Below are 18,121 nucleotides of genomic sequence, written 5' to 3'. Positions count from 1 at the left end.
CAATCGAAAACGGGTAATCTTTTTTTTGCGCTACGGTGAAAATAATCGTCAGATCAATTTCAGCGCCGTGTTCTTGCCTGCACCCGCACCCAGAAACGCGTGCGAAAGTGAATATCCACGGGCAGCGAGTTGGGCAGCGACTGCAGCACCGCTTCCGTGTCCTGCAGCGGAAACACGCCGGAAATGCGCAGGCCTGCCACCGCATCGTCGCAGCCGAGCAGGCCGTGGCGGTAGTGGCCCAGCTGGCGCAGGAAGTCGCGCAACGGCATGCCGTCGGCCAGCAGCAGCCCCTGGCGCCAGCCCCACACGTCGGGCGACACGGCTTGCGCGGCGTCGACACGCTGCGCCGTCATGCGGGCGCCCTGGCCAGCCTGGATCACCTGGCTGGCGCCGCTGTCGCGCGCGCTCAAGCGCACCGCGCCCTGTTCGACGGCGACCAGGGTGTGGTCGGTTTCCTGGCGCACCGAATAGCGCGTGCCCAGCGCCTGCGCCTGGCCGTGCGCGGTCTCGACCAGGAAGGGACGGTAGGGCCGGCCGTGCTCCTTTGCGGTGGCGATAAAGACTTCGCCCTTGAGCAGTTCGAGGCGCCGCTCGCTGGCGCTGTAATGCAGATTGACGGCGCTGTAGGCGTTCAGGTGCAGGCGGCTGCCGTCGGCCAGCAGCAGTTCGCGGCGCTGGCCGACGCCGGTGGACAGGTCGGCCAGCGCGGTGCGCGCGGGCTGCGTGCGCAGGCCCAGCGCGCCGGTCGCGCCGAATGCCGCCAGCACCATGGCCAGCTTGAGTCCCTGCCGGCGCGCGCCGGGACGCGCGGTGAGCGCCTTGCGGCTGGCCTGCGCATCGAGATCGCGAAAGCCGCCGCTGACTTTTTCGATATGGGTCCAGGCCCGCTCATGGTCGGGATGCTGGGCGCGCCAGCGGCTCCAGGCGTGGTGTTCGGCCGTTGTCGCCTGGCCGCTCATCATGGTGGTCAGCCATTCGGCGGCCTGCATGGCGATCTTCAGGTCGATCGGCTGGCCGCCGGCGTACACCTGTTGCGGGGCACTGCGCATGTCAGGCGGCCGCAAAATCGGGCACGGCAAAAAAGCACAGCAGATTGGCCTTGGTCAGGTATTTTTTGACCGAGTGCGTGCTGGTGCCCAGTTCGGCCGCGATCTCGGCGTAGCTCAGGCCTTCCAGGTGCGCCATCAGAAACGCCGACCTGGCTTTCGCCGGCAGCTTGCCCAGCGCGCGGTCGATCAGCTGCAGCGATTCGAGCACGATGCTCATGCTTTCCGGCGACGGCGCGCTGGCCTGCGGCAGGTGCAGCAGGGCGTCGACATAGGCGCGTTCGAGTTCCTCGCGCCGGCAATGGTTGGCCAGCAGGCGCTTGGCGATGGTGGCCAGGAAAGGGCGAGTCGCAATGATGTCGGCATGGCTGCGCGCCACCAGCACCTTGATGAAGGTATCCTGCGCCAGGTCGCCCGCCAGCCCCGCGTCGTGCAGGCGGCGCTTGAGCCAGTGCAGCAGCCAGCCGTGGTGCTCGCTGTACAGGGTCTGGATGTCGGACTGCGGAGGGTGGGCGGACAGCATGGCGCAGCGCGATCTAAATGAGAATTGTTCTCATTGTAGCGCAGAGCGGTGCCAGCGGCAATTGGCAACCGTGTCCCGTTGTGGAAACGCCACTGAGGTGCATCAGTTTCAAAGTTCCTTGATGGCAAGCCTGTGTGTGCGAAAATGCATGTTGATCTAGCGTTGCGGAGTAAAGAAGATGATGTGGCTGGTTGGCGGTATCCTGTTGGTCCTGATCGCCACATTCTTATGGCTGGCTTTTTTTTATCGTGTGCGCGCCATGACGCGCCAGGCCCAGCTGATGAACTGGGTCGATATCGGCCGGGTGTCGAACCTCTCGGGCGGCAACGATATTTTGCTGGCCAGGAACGAGCGCAACTCGAAGATCGACTGGCGTACCGGCGAAGTCTGGCTGGTCAACCCCAAAGTCAGCGAGCCGTTCGAGGATTACCTGGCTGTCGAGCGCTGGCTGACGGTGCACGATGCGCCGCGGCCGGAACCCGTGCCCAAACCGGCGCCGCCGCCAGAGCCGGAACCCGAGCCGGAACCGGTCGCGGAGCCGCTGCCGCTGGCCGACACCTTGCCCGTGTTCCAGCAGAAGGTCGATGACTGCCTGGCCAGGGCCGAGGGCGGCCAGGAGCTGCTGGAAACCAAGCAGGCATTCGAGGCGGGCAGCGAGGCCTACCTGGAAGCGGGCACGCAGCTGAGCGCCGCCGCGCTCGAATGCGGCATGGCGCCGCTGATGGTGGCCACCTTCCATATCGGCGCGTTCGCCGCCCTCGCCGAGGCCACCGGCGACGACAAGCTCGCGCGCGCCACCGCCAGCCTGCAGGCGGCGGCGAAACAGATACGGATGATGAAGGAAGTGCCGGCACCATGAAAAAAGGGCTGATCGCGAGATCAGCCCTTTTCAGGTATTGGTTGCGGGGACAGGATTTGAACCTGTGACCTTCGGGTTATGAGCCCGACGAGCTGCCAGACTGCTCCACCCCGCAGGCGAATTATATACCAGTTTGCTGCATCGCGGGAACGATCTTTGCTACGCCTGCCTCCGGCGCTGGTTTTTGCTGGAAAACCGAGGCCGTTCCCCGGCGCGTGATCGGCGTGCCGATGTGCAGTTTCCTGCCGCGCAGCTCATAAGGCAGGAAGGTGACCACCGAATAGCCGTCGCGATGGTCGAGCGCGACGGCGATCGCGTCGGACTGCTTGCCCGATGGGGGCAGGGGAATGGTGGCGTCATACACCAGCGCGGTGGTCTTGTACTCGCCGTCGGCGGCGCCTTGCGCAAGCGTTTCCTGCAGCAGCTTGATGATGTCGTGCGACGACAGCGTGGTGTCGGACTCGCGCACTGGCATCAGCACGAATTTTTCGGTACGCTCCAGGGCCGCGCCGATCGGCAGGAATTGGCCGCTTCTTTCCAGCGACAGCCGGACCAGCGGCACCACGAACTCCTGCAGATATTCGGCATCGCGCTGTGCCTGCGACTGGGCTTGCGCCGCGCAGGAAAAGCACATGGCGGCAAGCAGGGTAGTGGTGCGAAATGCGTTCAAGGTGTGGCCCGTATCGATTGGAGGTAGCAATTTAACATGGCTGCGCGGCATGGGCCAAATGAAAAAGCCGCTGATCTTTTTCAAGATTCAGCGGCTTTCAGGTATTGGTTGCGGGGACAGGATTTGAACCTGTGACCTTCGGGTTATGAGCCCGACGAGCTGCCAGACTGCTCCACCCCGCAGGCGAATTATAGCGGGGTTTGCTGCATTGCGCAATGGCTGCCGGGATCAGGCCGCCGCCAGGCGCCACAATGAGGTGATTTCCTTCGAGCGGGCCGCATGCAGGCTGTCGGTGGCGTCTTGCGCGCGCGGGTGGGTGGGGGCCACGTCCAGGCGGTCAACTACTTTCAGTCCGGCGGCGGCGATCCATTCCAGCAGCTGCGCGCGCGGGCGCAGGCCCAGGTGTTCGGCCAGGTCGGACAGGATCAGCCAGCCTTCGCCGGCCGGCTCCAGGTGATCCTTCAGGCCGGCCAGGAAACCGCGCAGCATGCGGCTGTCGGGGTCGTAGACGGCGTATTCGATCGGCGAGCTGGGGCGGGCCGGCAGCCACGGTGGGTTGCACACCACCAGCGGCGCGCGGCCAGGCGGGAACAGGTCGGCCTGGATCACTTCCACCTGGCCCGCCAGGTCGAGGCGCGCCAGGTTTTCGCGGGCGCAGGACAGGGCGCGCGGGTCCTGGTCGGTGGCGACGATGCGCTTCACGCCGCGCTGTGCCAGCACGGCCGCCAGCACGCCGGTGCCGGTGCCGATATCGAAGGCGAGGCTGGCGCGCGGCGGCAGCGGCGCGTCGGCCACCAGGCCCACGTATTCGCCGCGGATCGGCGCGAACACGCCGTAGTGCGGGTGGATGCGCTGGCCCAGGGCCGGCAGCTCGACGCCGGTGCGGCGCCATTCGTGGGCGCCGATCAGGCCCAGCAGTTCGCGCAGCGAGGCGACAAACGGCGTTTCGCCACGGCCATAGGCTTCATTGCAGGCGAGTTTCACGTCGGGTGCGCGGCGCAATGGAATCGTGTAGTCGGCGTCGAATGGCAGCAGCAGCATGGCCAGCGTGCGGGCGCGCTGCGACTGGGCCTGGCGATGCAAGTGGAATGCTTCGGTGGCGGTGGGTTCTGGCTTTGCCAGCTTGGCGGCCAGGGCTTTCTTGCTGGGCTTGTCGTTCTTGTGGTCGGCGCGGCGGGCCAGCGCCTGCAGCAGCTGGCGCGCGTTCTGGAAGTCGCCGCGCCACAGCATGGCCGTGCCTTCGCAGGCCAGGCGGTAGGCCTGGTCGGCCGTCGTGCGGTCGTCGGCGATGACGACGCGCTTGGGTGGCGGCATGCCGCTTTCCGAGCGCCAGCGGGCGGATTGTTCGACGCCGTTTTCGCTCCAGTGGATCTGCGGATGAACGGTGGAAGTAGGGGTGTCAGGCATGGGATTCAATCGAAAGAAGGTGGGCGCGCGGCATGGTCGCCTGCGCAGGCCGTCTTCCATTATACGTCCCTGTGCTTACTCCGATGCCGCCGGCTTGCCGCCGTAGGCTTCGGCCACGGCGCGGGCGCGGGCCTGCGCTTCCGGTGTCAGCTCGGGCGCGGCATCGGTGGGGACTTCCGCAGGCTTTGCCGCTTCATCGACGTTCTTCGGCGGCTGCAGCAGATTGAGCAAGCGCAACCTCAGGCTGCCGACTCCGTCGCCGGGCTTGGACTGGTCGACACTGTCCTGGCCGGCATTGTAGATGCTGCTTTGCAGCTGCTGGCCCAGCATCTTGAACAGGTCGCCGAGGCTGCCGGCAAAATTCATCGAGGGCAGTTGCAGGGTTGGCAGGCCGCTGTCCTCGCCGGCATCGGCATCGGCGTCCTGACTATCCTGTATTTCGTTGCTGGTTTCATACGCCGCGCTGGCGCTGATCTTCGATTCGTACTGCACTTCCAGTTCGAAATCGAAGGTCTGGCCATCGGCGGTGGTGATCGTGCCCTTGCCGATAAAGTGGGCGTTTTCCGCCAGGCTGAAGGCGGCCGCATTGCGCGTGCCGCCGGCGCCGGACATGCTGGACGCCTGCGCGGCATAGCCGGAAGCGGCCGACAAGTCGATCGAGTCAAAGCTGATGCTGGCGCCGTCGCCGAAGAGTTGGCGGGCCATATTGCCGACGAAATCCTGCGCCACGTCGACGGTGGCGTTGCCCAGCGCATCGGTGCGCTGCGCCAGGCCCTGCGCCGACAGGTCCAGGCCTTTTTTCGACAGGGCCACCACGTCCTGCGCCGTGCGCTGCATCAGGGCGTTGGCGGCGGCGGAGGCGTTGCCGCCGTTGCCGCCGGTCTTGGCCGGCTGCTGGCCGGTGAGCGTGCTGGCGCCGGTCTGGCGCGCGCCTAGGGCGGGAAGCTGGGGCAGGGTAGTGGCCATGGCGATATCCAAATCAACGTTGTATCGGAATTAACGGCAGGCTGCGCGCATTCTTTAACTGTTGGTTTGTAACAATCAGTGGTGGACGGATCAGTGGTGATGCGACCAGCTGCCGTCGGCCGATTCCAGGTAGGACTTGACGGCGTCGGCCTGGCCGGTGGCGTGGCGTTTCAGTTCGCCGCACTGGCACAGGCCCTGGTATGGCTGGATATGCGAGCAGGCCGACACTTTTTGCAGGTAGACCTGCACGGCTTTCTGGCATTTGACGCATTTGAAGGTAAGGCTGCGGGCGGCTTTCATGGGATTCCTTGTTGAATGGCTTGAAGGGTCAGGCGAGGGCGGGATTCTAACGCAAGCGGCCCGGCTTTACATTCTGTTGCAAAGGCGCCACGCGCGGCGCTTGTGTGTGTCAACGCCCGGAACGATGGCGCGTTGAATGGGAATATAAGCCATCAAGGGCTTTCGAAAGGTCGCATCATGCAACAACGCATACTGGCAGACAAGGAACTCGTGAGACAGTGGCTGAAAGCGGAGCTGGCGCAGCGCCGCCCGCCGCCGGGACCGGAACAGATACGTCGTGAACTGGGCTGGCATCTGCTGCAGCTGAAAAAGGCCAGCGTGCCGCGCTGACGGGGCAAGCGGCGCTCAGCGCACGCTGACCACGCTCTTGCCGCCGGCGCCAGGTTGCACGAGTATCCGGGTGGCGATGCGTTCCGTCATTTCCTGCACGTGCGAGATGACGCCCACCTTGCGGCCCATGGCCTGCAGGCCGTCGAGCGCATCCATGGCCACGCGCAGGGTTTCCGTGTCCAGGCTGCCGAAGCCCTCGTCGATGAACAGCGACTCGACCCGCACCCGGTTCGATGACAGCGAGGCCAGGCCCAGCGCCAGCGCCAGCGATACCAGGAACGATTCGCCGCCCGACAGCGAGTGCACCGAACGCAGCTCGCCGCCCATGTCCTGGTCGCGTACCATCAGGCCCAGCGAAGGGCTGTTGGGATTGCTGATGCGTTCCAGTTGATAGCGGCGTGCCAGATGATTCAAATGCGCGTTGGCATAGCCGAGCAGCACTTCCAGGGTGAATTGTTGGGCGTAGTTGCGAAATTTCTTGCCGTCGGCCGAACCGATCAACTCGTTCAGGCTGGCCCAGCGCCGCTCGACTATCGCCTGTGCATCGATCTGCGCCAGCATGGCCTGCGCGCTGTGGCGCCGCGCATCGTCCTGGGCCAGCGCCAGGCGCAATGCCGTGGCGGCCTGGCTGGCTTGCTGGCGTTCGGCCAGCAGGGCGTCCAGCGACGCCTGCAACACGGCCACGTCCATCTCCAGGTTGGCCGGAGGCTGCTCCTGGTGCAAGGTTTGCTGGCGCAGCCGCTCGGCCAGCACCGTGCGCGCTTCGGCCAGCTGGGCGTCCAGCAGCTGCAGGGCCTCGCGTTCGGCGCGCACCGTTTCCGGCGCCAGGTTCAGGCGTTCGCGCAGGGTGGCGGTATCGTCCGGTGCGTGTTCAGGATGATCATGCTGGAACTGGCGCAACCAGTCCTCCAGTGCCGTTGCCGCGACTGCTGCCTGTGCCTGCAGGCTGTCCAGGCGCCGCATGGCTTGCGCGCGCGCTTCATCAAACCGCGTGCGCTGCTCGCTGGCTTGCTGCACCGCCGCCTGCCGCGCGGCCAGGGTGGTCCTGGCCGTCTCGACGGCGCCCGCCAGCGCGCGCTCCACATCCAGCACCGGCTGGCCCTGCCACAGCGCGGCACGTTCGGCCTGGGTGGCGATCAGTTTCGTGTCCAGCGCCTTGAAGGCCGTATCGGCGTCCTGCGCCGCCTGGCGCGCTCTGGCGACGGCCGTGTCCAGCGCTTCCAGCTGTGCCGCCACCGTCAGCAGCGCCTGGCCGCGTTCGTCCTGCGCCGCCTGCTGTTTGCTCCATTGCTGGCTTTCGGCCTGCCGCGCGGTGCGGAAATCCGCCGGTCCCTGGCGCCAGGTGTCCTTCCAGTCCTCCGCCCCATCGGCGTCGCCAAAGGCGCTATCCAGTTGCGCCAGCAAGGCGTCTAGATGGGCGCGCGCCGTCTGTCCCTTGTCGCTGGCCGCCGCCTGCTGCGCCTGCAGCTGCGCCAGCCGCGCCTGTGCTTGCGATACCAGGGCGGTCAGGCGTGCCTGTTCCTGCGTCGCCTGTTCATGCGCGGCTTGTACCTGCTCGCGTCGTGCATTGGCCAGGCGCAGTGCGCTTTCCTGTGCGGCCAGTGCCTGCAGTCCCGCTTCATTGGCGGCGAGCTGTTCGCCGAACCATGCGCCTCGCAAGCACTCTTCGGGCACTTGCAGGCCGCTTGACTGCGCCTGCCATTGGGTGGCGAGGCCGGCTATCTTTGGCGGCAGCACATCGAGCTCCTGCACCGCCCCCGCCTGTTCGCGTGCGTAGCCGTGCAAGGCGGCCTGGTGCGCCGCCAGCTGTCGGGTATTGACTTGCGCCTGGGCGCGGCAGTCACGCACGCCTTCCTGCAGGCTGGCCAGCATGGCGTGCAGCGCATGGTCGGCGTGTTGATACGGGTGTTCGAGCGCGCCGCAGACGGGGCAGGGCGCGTCATCGACCAGGGTGGCGCGCAGCTGCTCGACGCTGGCCGCGCATGCCGCTTCCGCGCCTTTTAACGCTTTTTCGGCCTGCGCCAGCGAGGCCTCGATGATGGGCGTCTTGGCCGCTTCCTGCGCCAGCGCCGCGTTTTCGGCAGCGGCGGCCTGCGCCAGTTGCGCCGTCCTGGCTTGCCAGTGCGCCAGCTGCTGCTGCTGGCGCGACAGTTCGGCCCAGGTCTTGTCGGCCGCCGCCAGCACTTTGGCGTGGCTTTCCAGCTGCTGGCGCTGCGCCGGCAACTGTTCGCCATCGATGACCTGCACCTTGGCGGCCGCCTCCGTCCTTTGTTCTTCCAGCGTGGCCGTCTTGTTGACGGCGGCCGCCAGCGCATCCTGCGCGCTGCCGGCGTCCTGCGTGGCCTGGGCTACCAGTTGCGCCGCCTGCGCCAGGGTGGCATCCAGCGTGTCGGCCTGCGCGGCCGCCTGACCGGCCTGGGCAAACAGCTGGTCCCACAAGGTCCAGTCTTTCGCCAGCGCCTGCCAGTGACGATGGCCGGCCAGCCATTGCGATGCCGTTTGCTGCTGTGTATTCAAATCCTTCTGGTGCTGTTGCAGCGCCAGCAGCTGGGCGCGCGCCGCGTCGTTGGCCGTATCTGCCGCCTGCGCGGCGTCCCTGGCCTGGCGGTGGGCCGGCAATTGCGCGGCGATGCTGGCGTCGAGCGCCTTGGCCTGGTCAAGCAGCGGCGCCGCATCGCGCTGCGCCGCCTCCTGCGCCTGCAACTGCGTCGAGGCGTGCAGGGCGGCCACGGCCAGTTGCTCCTGGCCAGCCAAGGCATCCTGCGCCTGCTGGCGCGCCGTGGATACCGCCAGCGCGGCGGCGTCGCTGTCGCGCTGCAGGCGCGCCACGTCCGCCAGTAGCGGGCGGGCCGGCTGCAGCAAGTCCCACTGCGCCAGCGCGTCGCGGCGCGTATCGGCGGCGTTGCACGCCACGCTTGCCGCATCGAGCGCGTCGCTGGCTTGCCTGGCCTGGACTTGCAATCGCTGCGCATCGCCGTGCCAGCGCTGCTGCAATTCCAGCACAGCTTTATGCAGTTCCAGCTGCTGCAAGGCCGCTTCCGCTTGCGCGCCTTGCTGTTCGACCTGCGCACGCTCTTCGGCGGGCAAGGGGCGCTGGTCGGCCAGCTTGTCGGCGAGGCGTTCCAGCGCCTGTTTTTCCTGCTTGGCGCGTTCAAAAGCGCGTATCGAGATATCGGAATAGATGGTGCTGCCGGTCAGGGTTTCCAGCAGTTCGCCGCGCTCGTTGTCCTCGGTTTTCAGGAAGGTGGAAAACTCGTTCTGCGCCAGCAGCACGGCGCGCGTAAACTGGTCGAACGACAGGCCGATGCGCTGTTCGATCGCCTCCTTGACTTCCGTCTTGGTGCCGCCGATGGCCTGCACCGCGGGCAGCTGGTGCAACTGCATGGCGGTGGCCTGCAGCGCGCCTTCGGCCTTGGTGCGCGAGCGGCGCACGCTCCAGCGCGCGCGGTAGCTGTGGCCGTCGTTGCCGACGAAATCGACCTGCGCGTAGCCGTCCGGCGTGCCGCGGCGCAGCAGGGTGCGCGTATCCTGGGCGTTGACGGTTTCCTTGCCGACGTCGGGCAGGGCGTTGCGGCCCTGTACCTTGAGCAGGCGCGGCGTGGCGTCGTACAAGGCCAGGCACAGCGCGTCGAGCAGGGTACTTTTGCCCGCGCCCGTGGGGCCGCTGATGGCGAACAGGCCGGCGGAGGCCAGGGGCTCCTGCTCGAAGTCGACCATGAATTCGCCGGCCAGCGAGGCCAGGTTCTTGCCGCTGATATTGAGGATTTTCATGATTCTTCAGTATTGGGGCAACAGCAGTTCCGCCAGCGCCGACAGTTGTTCGGGCGGCGCTTCCTTGCCGAATTTTTGCTGGTACAGGCGGCGGAAGATTTCGTCGGGCTGCAGCTGCGCCAGCTGGTCCAGTGTCATCGATTCAATGGCGGTGGACCTGGCCGCGCTCGAGGTCTCGATCTTGGCCAGGCGCACCGGCTTGCCGTCCAGCGCCGCTTCGATGCGCGTGCGCAGGCCCGGTTCGGGCGCGTCCAGGCGCACGCGTACTTCCAGGAAAGGCTGGGCCTCCATCGGCGCGTCGGGAAGGTCGAGCGCGGCCAGCTGCGCCAGCACCTCGGCCACCGGCGCCGGTTTGTCGGGCACGCGCAGCAGCGGCACGGCGCGTGGAATGTCGATGGCGCGCACTTCCTGCAATCGTTCGCCGGCGATATCGAGGCACAGCACCTGGTGGCGGTAATGCACTTCGGCGAACGACAGCGGGATCGGGCTGCCGCAGTAGCGGATATGCGGCTGGCCGCCGACCGCCTGCGCCAGGTGCAGATGGCCCAGCGCCGCATAGGCGATCGCCGGATCGAAAATCCCCGAGGGCAGCATCTCGGTGCCGCCGATGACGATGCGCCGCTCCGAGTCGTTCGACATCTCGCCGCCCACCATATGGCAGTGGCCCATGGCGATAATGGCCTGGCCGGGCTGGCGCCGCGCCAGCGCCAGTTCCGTCAGTTGCCGGTACAGCAGGGCAATCCCGCCCAAGTAGGCGTCCTGGCCGCTGCCGGCCGGCAGTTTCGGCACGTCGCCGGGGCGCAGGAAAGGCACGGCCAGGCACCAGGCTTCGACCTGGCCGTTTGGGCCCGTCAACGGCAGCAGCAGCCGTTCCAGGTCGATCTGGCCGGCCTCGTCGCGCAAGATATGGCCCAGCATGTGGGTGCCGTAGTCCGCCAGCAGCGGCGCCGGCGCTTCCAGCCGGCCGGCCGAATCGTGGTTGCCGGCGATCACGATCATCTGCAGGGCCGGCAGGCGGGCGCGCGCCTGCTGCAGGAACACATACAGCTGCTTTTGCGAGGCGGCCGACGGGTTGGCGTTGTCGAACACATCGCCGGCCACCAGCAGCACGTCGATGCGTTCGGCCACCAGGGTGGCCAGCAGCCAGTCGAGGAAGTGCTGGTGCTCGTAGCCCCGCTCGTAATTGTGCAGGGTCTGGCCCAGATGCCAGTCGGAAGTGTGCAGCAGGCGCATGGTGGGTTCGGCGAGAAGAGACAGGCGCCAATATACCACCCACCTAGCTGATCATGGCCGCCGCCCGGTAGGTATTGCGGCCGTCCTGCTTGGCCTCGTACAGCAGCACGTCGGCCTGCTGCAGCAGGGCGGCCGGCGAGATGTCTTCGTTGCGGTAGTAGGCCACGCCGATGCTGGCCGAGATATCGACGGTGATGCCATCGAGTTCGAACGGCTGGCGCATGGCGTAGACGATATTGGCGGCCAGCACGGCCGCGTCTTCGGGCCGGCTGATGCTCTCCATGATGATGGTGAATTCGTCGCCGCCGAGGCGCGCGATGATGTCGGTGGCGCGCATGGTTTGCGTCAGGCGCTGGGCAAAGGCGCGCAGCAGGGCGTCGCCGGTGCCGTGGCCGTGGGTGTCGTTGACCGGCTTGAAGCGGTCGATGTCCATGTACATGACGGCCATCAGCCGGCCCTGCTTGCGGCTGGCGTGCATGGCGTCGGTGAGCTTTTGCACGAAGCCGGCGCGGTTCGACAAACCGGTCAGCGCATCGACCTGGGCCAGCTGCAGCAGGCGCTGTTTTTCACGCTTCTGCACGGTGATATCCTGGCGCATCACGTGAAAGCCCACCACTTGCGGATGGTCTTCGCCGATCTGCGGGATATAGATCACTTCCATGCAGCGTGCTATGCCCTCCTTGACGTCGTCCTCTTCAAAGCTCAGCGTTTCGCCGGCCAGCACGCGCGCGATATACGGCGCCACCGTGCCGTAGCGCACGGCGCCCACGGTTTCGCGCACGCTGCGTCCCAGCGCCTGCAAGCCGGTCAGGCCGAACTCGCGCTCGTAGGCCAGGTTCAGGAAGCGGTAGATCTCGTCGGCGTCGACATAGGCGATCATGGCCGGCAGGGCGTTGGCGATGGTGCGCAGGCGCGCTTCGCTTTCCAGCAGCGCCACTTCGGATTCGCGCAGGATGGTGATGTCGTCCAGGCTGCCCACATAGCCCTCGATGCTGCCGTCGACCAGGATGGGCGCGATCTTCATCGAGACCCACACCAGCTTGCCGTCGCGGTGCAGCCAGCGCAGGGTGGACTGGAACGGCGTGTGGCTGCGCCGCAGCTGGGCCAAGGCCGCGTGCATCAGCGGAAAATCGTCGGGGTGCAGGGCGCTGGTCCAGCCGGCGCCCAGAGCCGACGCGCGCGGCTGGCCGGTGATCGCTTCAAAAGTGCGGTTGACATAGGTGCAGCGGCCTTCGCGGTCCAGCCGCACCAGGCCCAGTGGCGAGGCGTCGTTGACGGCCGCCAGTTCTGCCTGGTTCTGGCGCAGCGCCTGTTCCTGCTGGCGGCGCTGCGAAATGTCTTCGGCGATGCCGAGGATATGCTCGACCTGGCCGCGCTCGTCGAACACCGGCACCGATACCGCGTGCAGGTGGCATACGCTGCCGTCGGGCAGGCGCAGCGGCTTTTCAGGATGGTCGATCACGCCCCGCTCGGCCAGGATGGCGCGGTCGTCCGCTTCGTCGTGCAGGCCGAAGTCCGCCGGGAAGGCGGCGCAGTCGGTCTTGCCGATCACGTCGCCGGCCAGGTAGCCGGTGATGTCTTCGGCGGCCCGGTTCCACACCTCCATCTGGCCGAAGTTCTCAAACCGCGCACTTTTCACGTAGACCATGACCGGCAGGTGATCGATCAGGGATTGCAGGAAGCTGCGGTTGTCCTGCAGCGCCAGTTCGTCGCGTTTGCGCGCGCTGATGTCGCGCGAGGTGACGGCCACGCCGTCGCTGATCGGCACGATCTGGTGGCGCAGCCAGCGCGTGCCGCCGTGTGGCAAGGCCAGTTCGAATTCGTCTTCCAGCGGCTGGCCCGACTCCATCACCAGCACGAAGCGCTGGAAGAAGCGCTCGTCGCGCAGCACGGGCGCCAGCGGCAGCGCGCGCTGGCCCAGCAGTTCGGCGCGCGGCTTGCCCAGCACTTCGGCGGCGCGCTCGTTGACGTCGGCGAAAATGAAGTCCTCGGGTGGCTTGCCCGGTGCCGGGCGCCAGGCTTTCAGCAGCATCACCGAATCGAGGCTGCCCTGGTGCGCCGCGCGCAGCAGCGCCTGGGCGTCCTTGGCCTGGCGGATGCTGCGCCGCAGCCGCCCGCTCTGGCGCATCAGCAGGGCAGTGAAGCCGATGATCAGGAAGCTGGCCAGCAGCAGCACGCCGATATACACGCGGCGCCGGTGCTCGAAATGGGCCAGCGCGGTGGCGCTGCTCACGCCCACCACCGCCAGCAGCGGATAGCGGCCCAGGTCGCGGTAGCTGTAGATGCGCGGTGTGGCGTCCAGCGGCGGCGTGATGTCCGCTTCGTCAGGCGCATGGGTGGGCGGGCCCGGCATGCGAAAGTCGATCCTGTCGCTGATGACCAGCCGTTCGCCGATGCGGCCCACCGAGTGGCCGCTGTCGCGCGAGACCAGCATCAGCGCGCCGTGTTCGTCGAGGTTCAGGCGGTCATAGTCGTCGACAAAATAGGTGGGGTCGACCAGGATCACGATGACGCCGGCAAAGCGGCCTTCGCCATCGTTCAGGCGGCGCGCCGAGCGTATCATCCATTTCTTGCTGGCGGCATCGACCACCGGCGTGTCGACCAGGGCGATATCGCCGGGCGTGGCCGCCAGGGTGCGAAAGAAGGGCTGGCCGGCCAGGTTGCCGGCCGCATGGCCATTGGCGCTGTCGACGATATTGCCAAGCCCGTCGGTGACGGCGATCGGCAGCTCCAGCTTGGACGGCAGCACGCTGTCCATCAGGCCCTGGGTGCGCGTGAACCGGGCCAGCAAGAGGCGGGCGCCGGTGGCTTCATATTGCAGTTTGAACAGCTGGGTGGCGTGATCTGTCTGGCGCAGGATATAGCCGGTATGGTCGGCCAGGGTGCGCGCCAGCGACTGGCTGGCCGCCACCGCGTCGCGCCTGGCGCCGGCGCGTTCCTGGCCCACTTGGTAGACCAGGCCGCCCCACAGCGCCAGCAGCAGCGGCAGCGCGAACAGGGGAAGCAGGCTGACGTTGTAAACACGGCTGGCCAGGCGTTGCAGGGTTCTTGTCATCGATATGTTTGCGCGCAAGAGTCATGGAAGGGTGGTTCGCTCAGTCTATTTTGCGTTAAATCAAAGCCCCATGGCGCAATTTAAGCTAAAAAAGTTGTCCAGCCGTGACAAGACGCTGCCGCTACCGCCAGTTTGGCTGGCGCTGGCGCTAAAATGGCGGCTTCTCCCTCCCATCTTGAAAGTTGCTTGCCATGCAAACCAAAAAGCCCGACGCGGCCCGGCTGGACAAAATCGTCGCCGAAGCGCGCCGCGCCGCCGACCAGCGCGAGAGCGGCTACCGCGAACGTTCGCTGAAAATGTATCCGTGGATCTGCGGCCGCTGCATGCGCGAATTCACGCGCGCCAACGTGCAGCAGTTGACCGTGCATCACCGCGACCATAATCACGACAACAACCCGCCCGACGGCAGCAACTGGGAGCTGCTGTGCCTGTACTGTCACGACAACGAGCACTCGCGCTATCTGGAAGCGGACCGTGGCGCGGGTTTGCTGTCGGCCGAGGTGGCGCAGGCCACGCACAACCCGTTCGCGGCGCTGGCGGGGCTGATCAAGAAAAAGGACTGAAGAGGAGGGCCGGCGCGCTGGCGCCGGCCCTTTTGCAACGTTACAGCGACTTCAGGAACGCCAGCAGCGACTCGCGTTCCGCCTTCGACAGCGCTTCGAACCGCTGCCTTGCACGCGTGCCTTCGCCGCCGTGCCACAGGATGGCTTCCGTCAGGCTGCGTGCGCGGCCGTCATGCAGGTAGCCCGCCTTGCCTTCCTTGCCCAGCACTTTTTCCGTGTAGCCGATGCCCCACAGCGGAGCGGTGCGCCACATGGCCCCTTGCGCCTGGCCTTCGGCGAACTTGTCGGCCAGGCCCGGGCCCATGTCATGCAGCAGCAGGTCGGTGTAGGGGCGGATGGTCTGGTCGCGCAGTTCGGCGAACAGGTGGCCGGAGCCGGTCTTCATTTCCGCCGTATGGCAGGCGGCGCAGCGCATGCCCTGGAACAGTTTCGATCCGGCTGCCACTTGCTGCGCATCGACCTTCAGTTCGTCGATCGGCGCCACGCCTTTCGGGAAACCGCTGGCGACACTGCGCTGTGCCGGTACCGCCACCAGCGCCAGGTAGTGCGAGATCGACTGCAGGTCCGATTCCGAGATGCCGGCCTGCTTGCCGCCGGCCGCGCAGGCGGCCGGGCCGGCAATGCAGGCGCGGTTCGGATAGACCGGCGACGTGACGGCCATGTCCAGCAGCAGGGCCTCGGCCGCCTGCTGGCGCAAGGTGGCCTTGGCGGCCTTCCAGCCGAAGCGGCCCAGGCGCACCGCGCCCGATTCCGGATCGAACACGAAGTTGGCCTGGCCCTTGACGCCGTCGGCGTCCGGGGTGGAGCGCACGCGCGCCAGGATGTCCGCTTCCGGCACCGCTTCGAGCAAGCCGGTGCCGATCATCGGCGGCGCGGCGCGCAGCGAGACGATGGCCGGCACGGCGCCGTCGAAGGCCAGCGTCGGCTTGCGCAATTCGACTTGCGTGCCATCGGCCAGGGTGACCTTGCTGGTTTCGAAACCGCCGACGGCCACGCTGTTGCCCCAGTTCTGCGGCACGCCGCTGCCGGACACGGCGTTCATCTGGATCGCCGTGCCGTATTGCGGATGCGGCACCTGCTGGCCGGCTGCATCGAGCGCGGCGACCCGCACGGCCATCATGTCGAGGCGCTGGTTGATGGAGGCGGGCGCCGGGCTGCGGCCATTGTTGACGTGGCAGGCGATACACGCCGACTGTGTGTAGCGCTGGCCCTGCAGGCCGACGGCCGGCGCGTAGCGGTCGTTGCCGCCTTCATTGTGTTCGCCGGTGCGGAAATTGGTGTGCACCAGGCGCCGGCCTTCGACAAAGCGCTGCATGTTCTGCATGCCGATATGGTTGTGCGGCTGCTGGAACATGAACAGCGCGTTGTCCGAGTAGTTATAGGACACGGAACCGAGGCCGCCCGACAGCGTCTCGGCCGGCAGCGGCACGGAATTGAGGCGCGGCTGCACGCCATACCACGGCCGCAGGCCGGCGCCCACCACATACGTCCATTCATACGAGTAGTAGCGGATGCCGCCATCGTCGCCCTGGGCCGCCATCGCCTCCTTGGTGGAAAACATCGACGGCGACACTTCGATGATGTCGCCGGACACCAGGGCGCGCGCCTTGACGTCCGTGCCATTCGGCATGCCGTTGGCATCGAGTCCGCCATGGCCCGGATACTCCTTGATCAACAGGGTACAGGCGCCGTTGATGCCGTTGGCGGTATTGAGCTTGCCGGCGGCCGGGTAGGCCAGCGGTTTGCACACGGGGACGTTGCGGTCGACCAGTTCGCCGGGCGACATCCAGCCGTAGCCCGTCACGCCGGGGCGGTCGAAGCCGCGGAAGAAGGCCACGCCGCCGGACAGGAAGTCGACCGTGGTGTACTGGTTGACGATCAGGGTCGGTTTGGTCACGCCCGCCACCTTGCTGTTGTCGATGATCTCGACGCCCCAGGTGCGGTTCTTGAAGTATTGCGGCACGAAGGTGAGGTAGTTGCCCGGCCCCTTGTCGACGGCCAGGCCGGTAACCGGGTCGACCGTCTCGTTCGGGCCGTAGCCGATCTCGTTCCATTCCTCGCCCCGTTCGCGGCCATGGCGGGCCAGGCCGCGCGCGCCGAAGCGCGTCACCAGGGTGCCGTCGGCCAGCGAGAACTGCAGCGTTTCAAGCGGTTCCCTGGCGGAGGGCAGGGGCACCAGGGCGCTGCCATCGAGCGGGAATTTCAGCGCCGAGGTGGTTTGCAGCGGCAGGGAATTGTCGCTGCCGGGCGACTTGAACACCGCTTCCAGCAGCGAATAGCCATACTGGGTGGCGCGCGCCACGCCCTGCAGGCGAATAAAGCGCGCGGTGACGCCCAGGTTGAAGAATTCTTCGGTGCCGCCCTTGCCGTTCGCGACGTAGCGTACCTGGGTCCAGGTGTTGCCGTCGTTCGAGGTCTGCAAGGCATACTCCTTGCCGTAGGCGTTTTCCCATTGCAGTTGCATATAACCGATGGCGGTCGGCGCGCCGAAGTCGAACTGGATCCAGGCGCCGTCTTCAAAGCTGCTGTCCCAGCGCGTGGCGCTCTTGCCGTCGATCGCCATGGCGGCCGACATGCCGGGGTTTTCCACCGGCGACGAGGTGGCGGCGACCGGCTTGATCGCTACGCCCGGCTGGGTCGGGTCGCTTGGCGCCACGGGCGGCGTCACCGGCGGTTCTGCCGGCACGGTGGCCGGCGTGCCGGTAAACGCCTGGATCTCGAAGATGGAATAGCCGTACTGGCCGGCGCGCTTGACGCCCTGCATGCGCAGGTAGCGACCCTGGCCCGACAGGCCCGTGATGTCCTCGACGCCACCGCTGCTGTTGTCGACGCTGCGGATGGTGGTCCAGTTGTTCAGGTCATCCGAGACTTGCAGCAGGTAGGCGCTGGCGTGCGCGTTTTCCCACGAGATGCGCACGCGGGTGATCGGTTTCGACACGCCGAAATCGAGCGTCAGGTATTCGCCATCGCTAAAGCCGCTGCCCCAGCGCGTGCTGTCGTTGCGGTCGATGGCCGCCGCCGCCGACAGGTCGCCCCGTTCGGCCGAACTGGCCGTGGCGCCGACGGGCGTGAGCACGGTTTCCGACGACACTACCGCGCCCAGCTGCGCCGTGGGCAACGCCGCCGTCGTTGTTTCGCTGCCGCCACCACCGCCGCAGGCCGCCAGCGCCAATACCAGCGGCAGCAGTGGAACTGCGCGCAGGCTATGCCGAAATTGATTCATGACACGCTTCCTTGATTTTTATTTAGTGAGAGATAAGAAGAGACGGTTTTCCAGCCACCAAGGCGCCGCCCGCGCGCGCGAGGCGTGTACAGAATGATCATTGGTGCCGGGGAATTTAATTTCCGTATGGAAATATTTGCTCACATTATCCCAGCCTCCGGGGCCTGTCAAGCGT

The 18,121-nt window shown here is 66.7% G+C and carries 13 protein-coding genes and 2 tRNA genes; 3 read left to right on the top strand and 12 right to left on the bottom strand.

Going from position 1 to position 18,121, the window contains the following annotated elements:
- Positions 1-59: 59 nt before the first annotated feature.
- Together Q8L25_RS25785 and Q8L25_RS25780 are read right to left on the bottom strand one after the other, a co-directional pair.
- Positions 60-1,049 (bottom strand): FecR domain-containing protein, encoded by a 990-nt coding sequence (locus Q8L25_RS25785; protein ID WP_308922111.1) that lies wholly within the window; start codon positions 1,047-1,049, stop codon positions 60-62.
- Position 1,050: 1 nt separating this feature from the next.
- A complete protein-coding gene (locus Q8L25_RS25780) occupies positions 1,051-1,569 on the bottom strand; it encodes a sigma-70 family RNA polymerase sigma factor (protein WP_308922110.1) in 519 nt (172 codons plus the stop codon).
- Positions 1,570-1,747: 178 nt separating this feature from the next.
- Between Q8L25_RS25780 and Q8L25_RS25775 the strand changes: the two genes are divergently transcribed.
- The gene (locus tag Q8L25_RS25775) at positions 1,748-2,428 is read left to right on the top strand and encodes a hypothetical protein (RefSeq protein ID WP_308922109.1); all 681 of its coding nucleotides are present in this window, start codon (positions 1,748-1,750) and stop codon (positions 2,426-2,428) included.
- 38 nt (positions 2,429-2,466) lie between these two features.
- Here the strand turns inward: Q8L25_RS25775 and Q8L25_RS25770 are convergent.
- From Q8L25_RS25770 to Q8L25_RS25745, 6 genes are all read right to left on the bottom strand, one after another.
- Positions 2,467-2,543: transfer RNA gene (locus Q8L25_RS25770), tRNA-Met, on the bottom strand.
- Positions 2,544-2,549: 6 nt separating this feature from the next.
- Entirely contained in the window at positions 2,550-3,098 is a 549-nt protein-coding gene (locus tag Q8L25_RS25765; protein ID WP_308922108.1) for a hypothetical protein, read from the bottom strand.
- Between the two features lie 105 nt (positions 3,099-3,203).
- Positions 3,204-3,280: transfer RNA gene (locus tag Q8L25_RS25760), tRNA-Met, on the bottom strand.
- A gap of 46 nt (positions 3,281-3,326) precedes the next feature.
- On the bottom strand, positions 3,327-4,505 hold the full coding sequence (locus Q8L25_RS25755; protein WP_308922107.1) for a class I SAM-dependent methyltransferase: 1,179 nt from the start codon (positions 4,503-4,505) through the stop codon (positions 3,327-3,329).
- A 75-nt stretch (positions 4,506-4,580) separates the two neighbouring features.
- Positions 4,581-5,471, bottom strand: a complete 891-nt coding sequence (locus tag Q8L25_RS25750; RefSeq protein WP_308922106.1) for a hypothetical protein — start codon at positions 5,469-5,471, stop codon at positions 4,581-4,583.
- A gap of 90 nt (positions 5,472-5,561) precedes the next feature.
- Positions 5,562-5,771 carry a hypothetical protein gene (locus Q8L25_RS25745; RefSeq protein WP_065308902.1) on the bottom strand — a complete coding sequence of 70 codons (210 nt, stop codon included), beginning with the start codon at positions 5,769-5,771 and terminating at the stop codon, positions 5,562-5,564.
- Positions 5,772-5,948: 177 nt separating this feature from the next.
- Between Q8L25_RS25745 and Q8L25_RS25740 the strand changes: the two genes are divergently transcribed.
- A complete protein-coding gene (locus tag Q8L25_RS25740) occupies positions 5,949-6,101 on the top strand; it encodes a hypothetical protein (RefSeq protein WP_308922105.1) in 153 nt (50 codons plus the stop codon).
- A 15-nt stretch (positions 6,102-6,116) separates the two neighbouring features.
- Here the strand turns inward: Q8L25_RS25740 and Q8L25_RS25735 are convergent, their stop codons facing one another.
- The 3 genes from Q8L25_RS25735 to Q8L25_RS25725 are packed head-to-tail and all read right to left on the bottom strand — an operon-like array spanning position 6,117 to position 14,160.
- Complete coding sequence (locus tag Q8L25_RS25735; protein ID WP_308922104.1) at positions 6,117-9,872, bottom strand: AAA family ATPase; 3,756 nt, start codon at positions 9,870-9,872, stop codon at positions 6,117-6,119.
- Positions 9,873-9,878: 6 nt separating this feature from the next.
- On the bottom strand, positions 9,879-11,105 hold the full coding sequence (locus Q8L25_RS25730) for an exonuclease SbcCD subunit D C-terminal domain-containing protein (protein WP_308922103.1): 1,227 nt from the start codon (positions 11,103-11,105) through the stop codon (positions 9,879-9,881).
- Positions 11,106-11,148: 43 nt separating this feature from the next.
- Positions 11,149-14,160: a PAS domain S-box protein gene (locus Q8L25_RS25725; RefSeq protein ID WP_308922102.1), complete on the bottom strand. Its 3,012-nt coding sequence runs from the start codon at positions 14,158-14,160 to the stop codon at positions 11,149-11,151.
- 191 nt (positions 14,161-14,351) lie between these two features.
- Here Q8L25_RS25725 and Q8L25_RS25720 point away from each other — a divergent pair, with 191 nt between their 5' ends.
- Entirely contained in the window at positions 14,352-14,723 is a 372-nt protein-coding gene (locus Q8L25_RS25720) for a YajD family HNH nuclease (RefSeq protein WP_308922101.1), read from the top strand.
- Positions 14,724-14,763: 40 nt separating this feature from the next.
- Here the strand turns inward: Q8L25_RS25720 and Q8L25_RS25715 are convergent, their stop codons facing one another.
- A complete protein-coding gene (locus Q8L25_RS25715) occupies positions 14,764-17,946 on the bottom strand; it encodes a di-heme oxidoredictase family protein (RefSeq protein WP_308922100.1) in 3,183 nt (1,060 codons plus the stop codon).
- Between the last annotated feature and the right edge of the window lie 175 nt (positions 17,947-18,121).

This window comes from Janthinobacterium sp. J1-1, from assembly GCF_030944405.1.
GTDB lineage: Bacteria > Pseudomonadota > Gammaproteobacteria > Burkholderiales > Burkholderiaceae_D > Janthinobacterium.
Note: the sequence above shows the minus strand (reverse complement) of the source record. Positions and strands in the feature narration are given on the sequence as shown.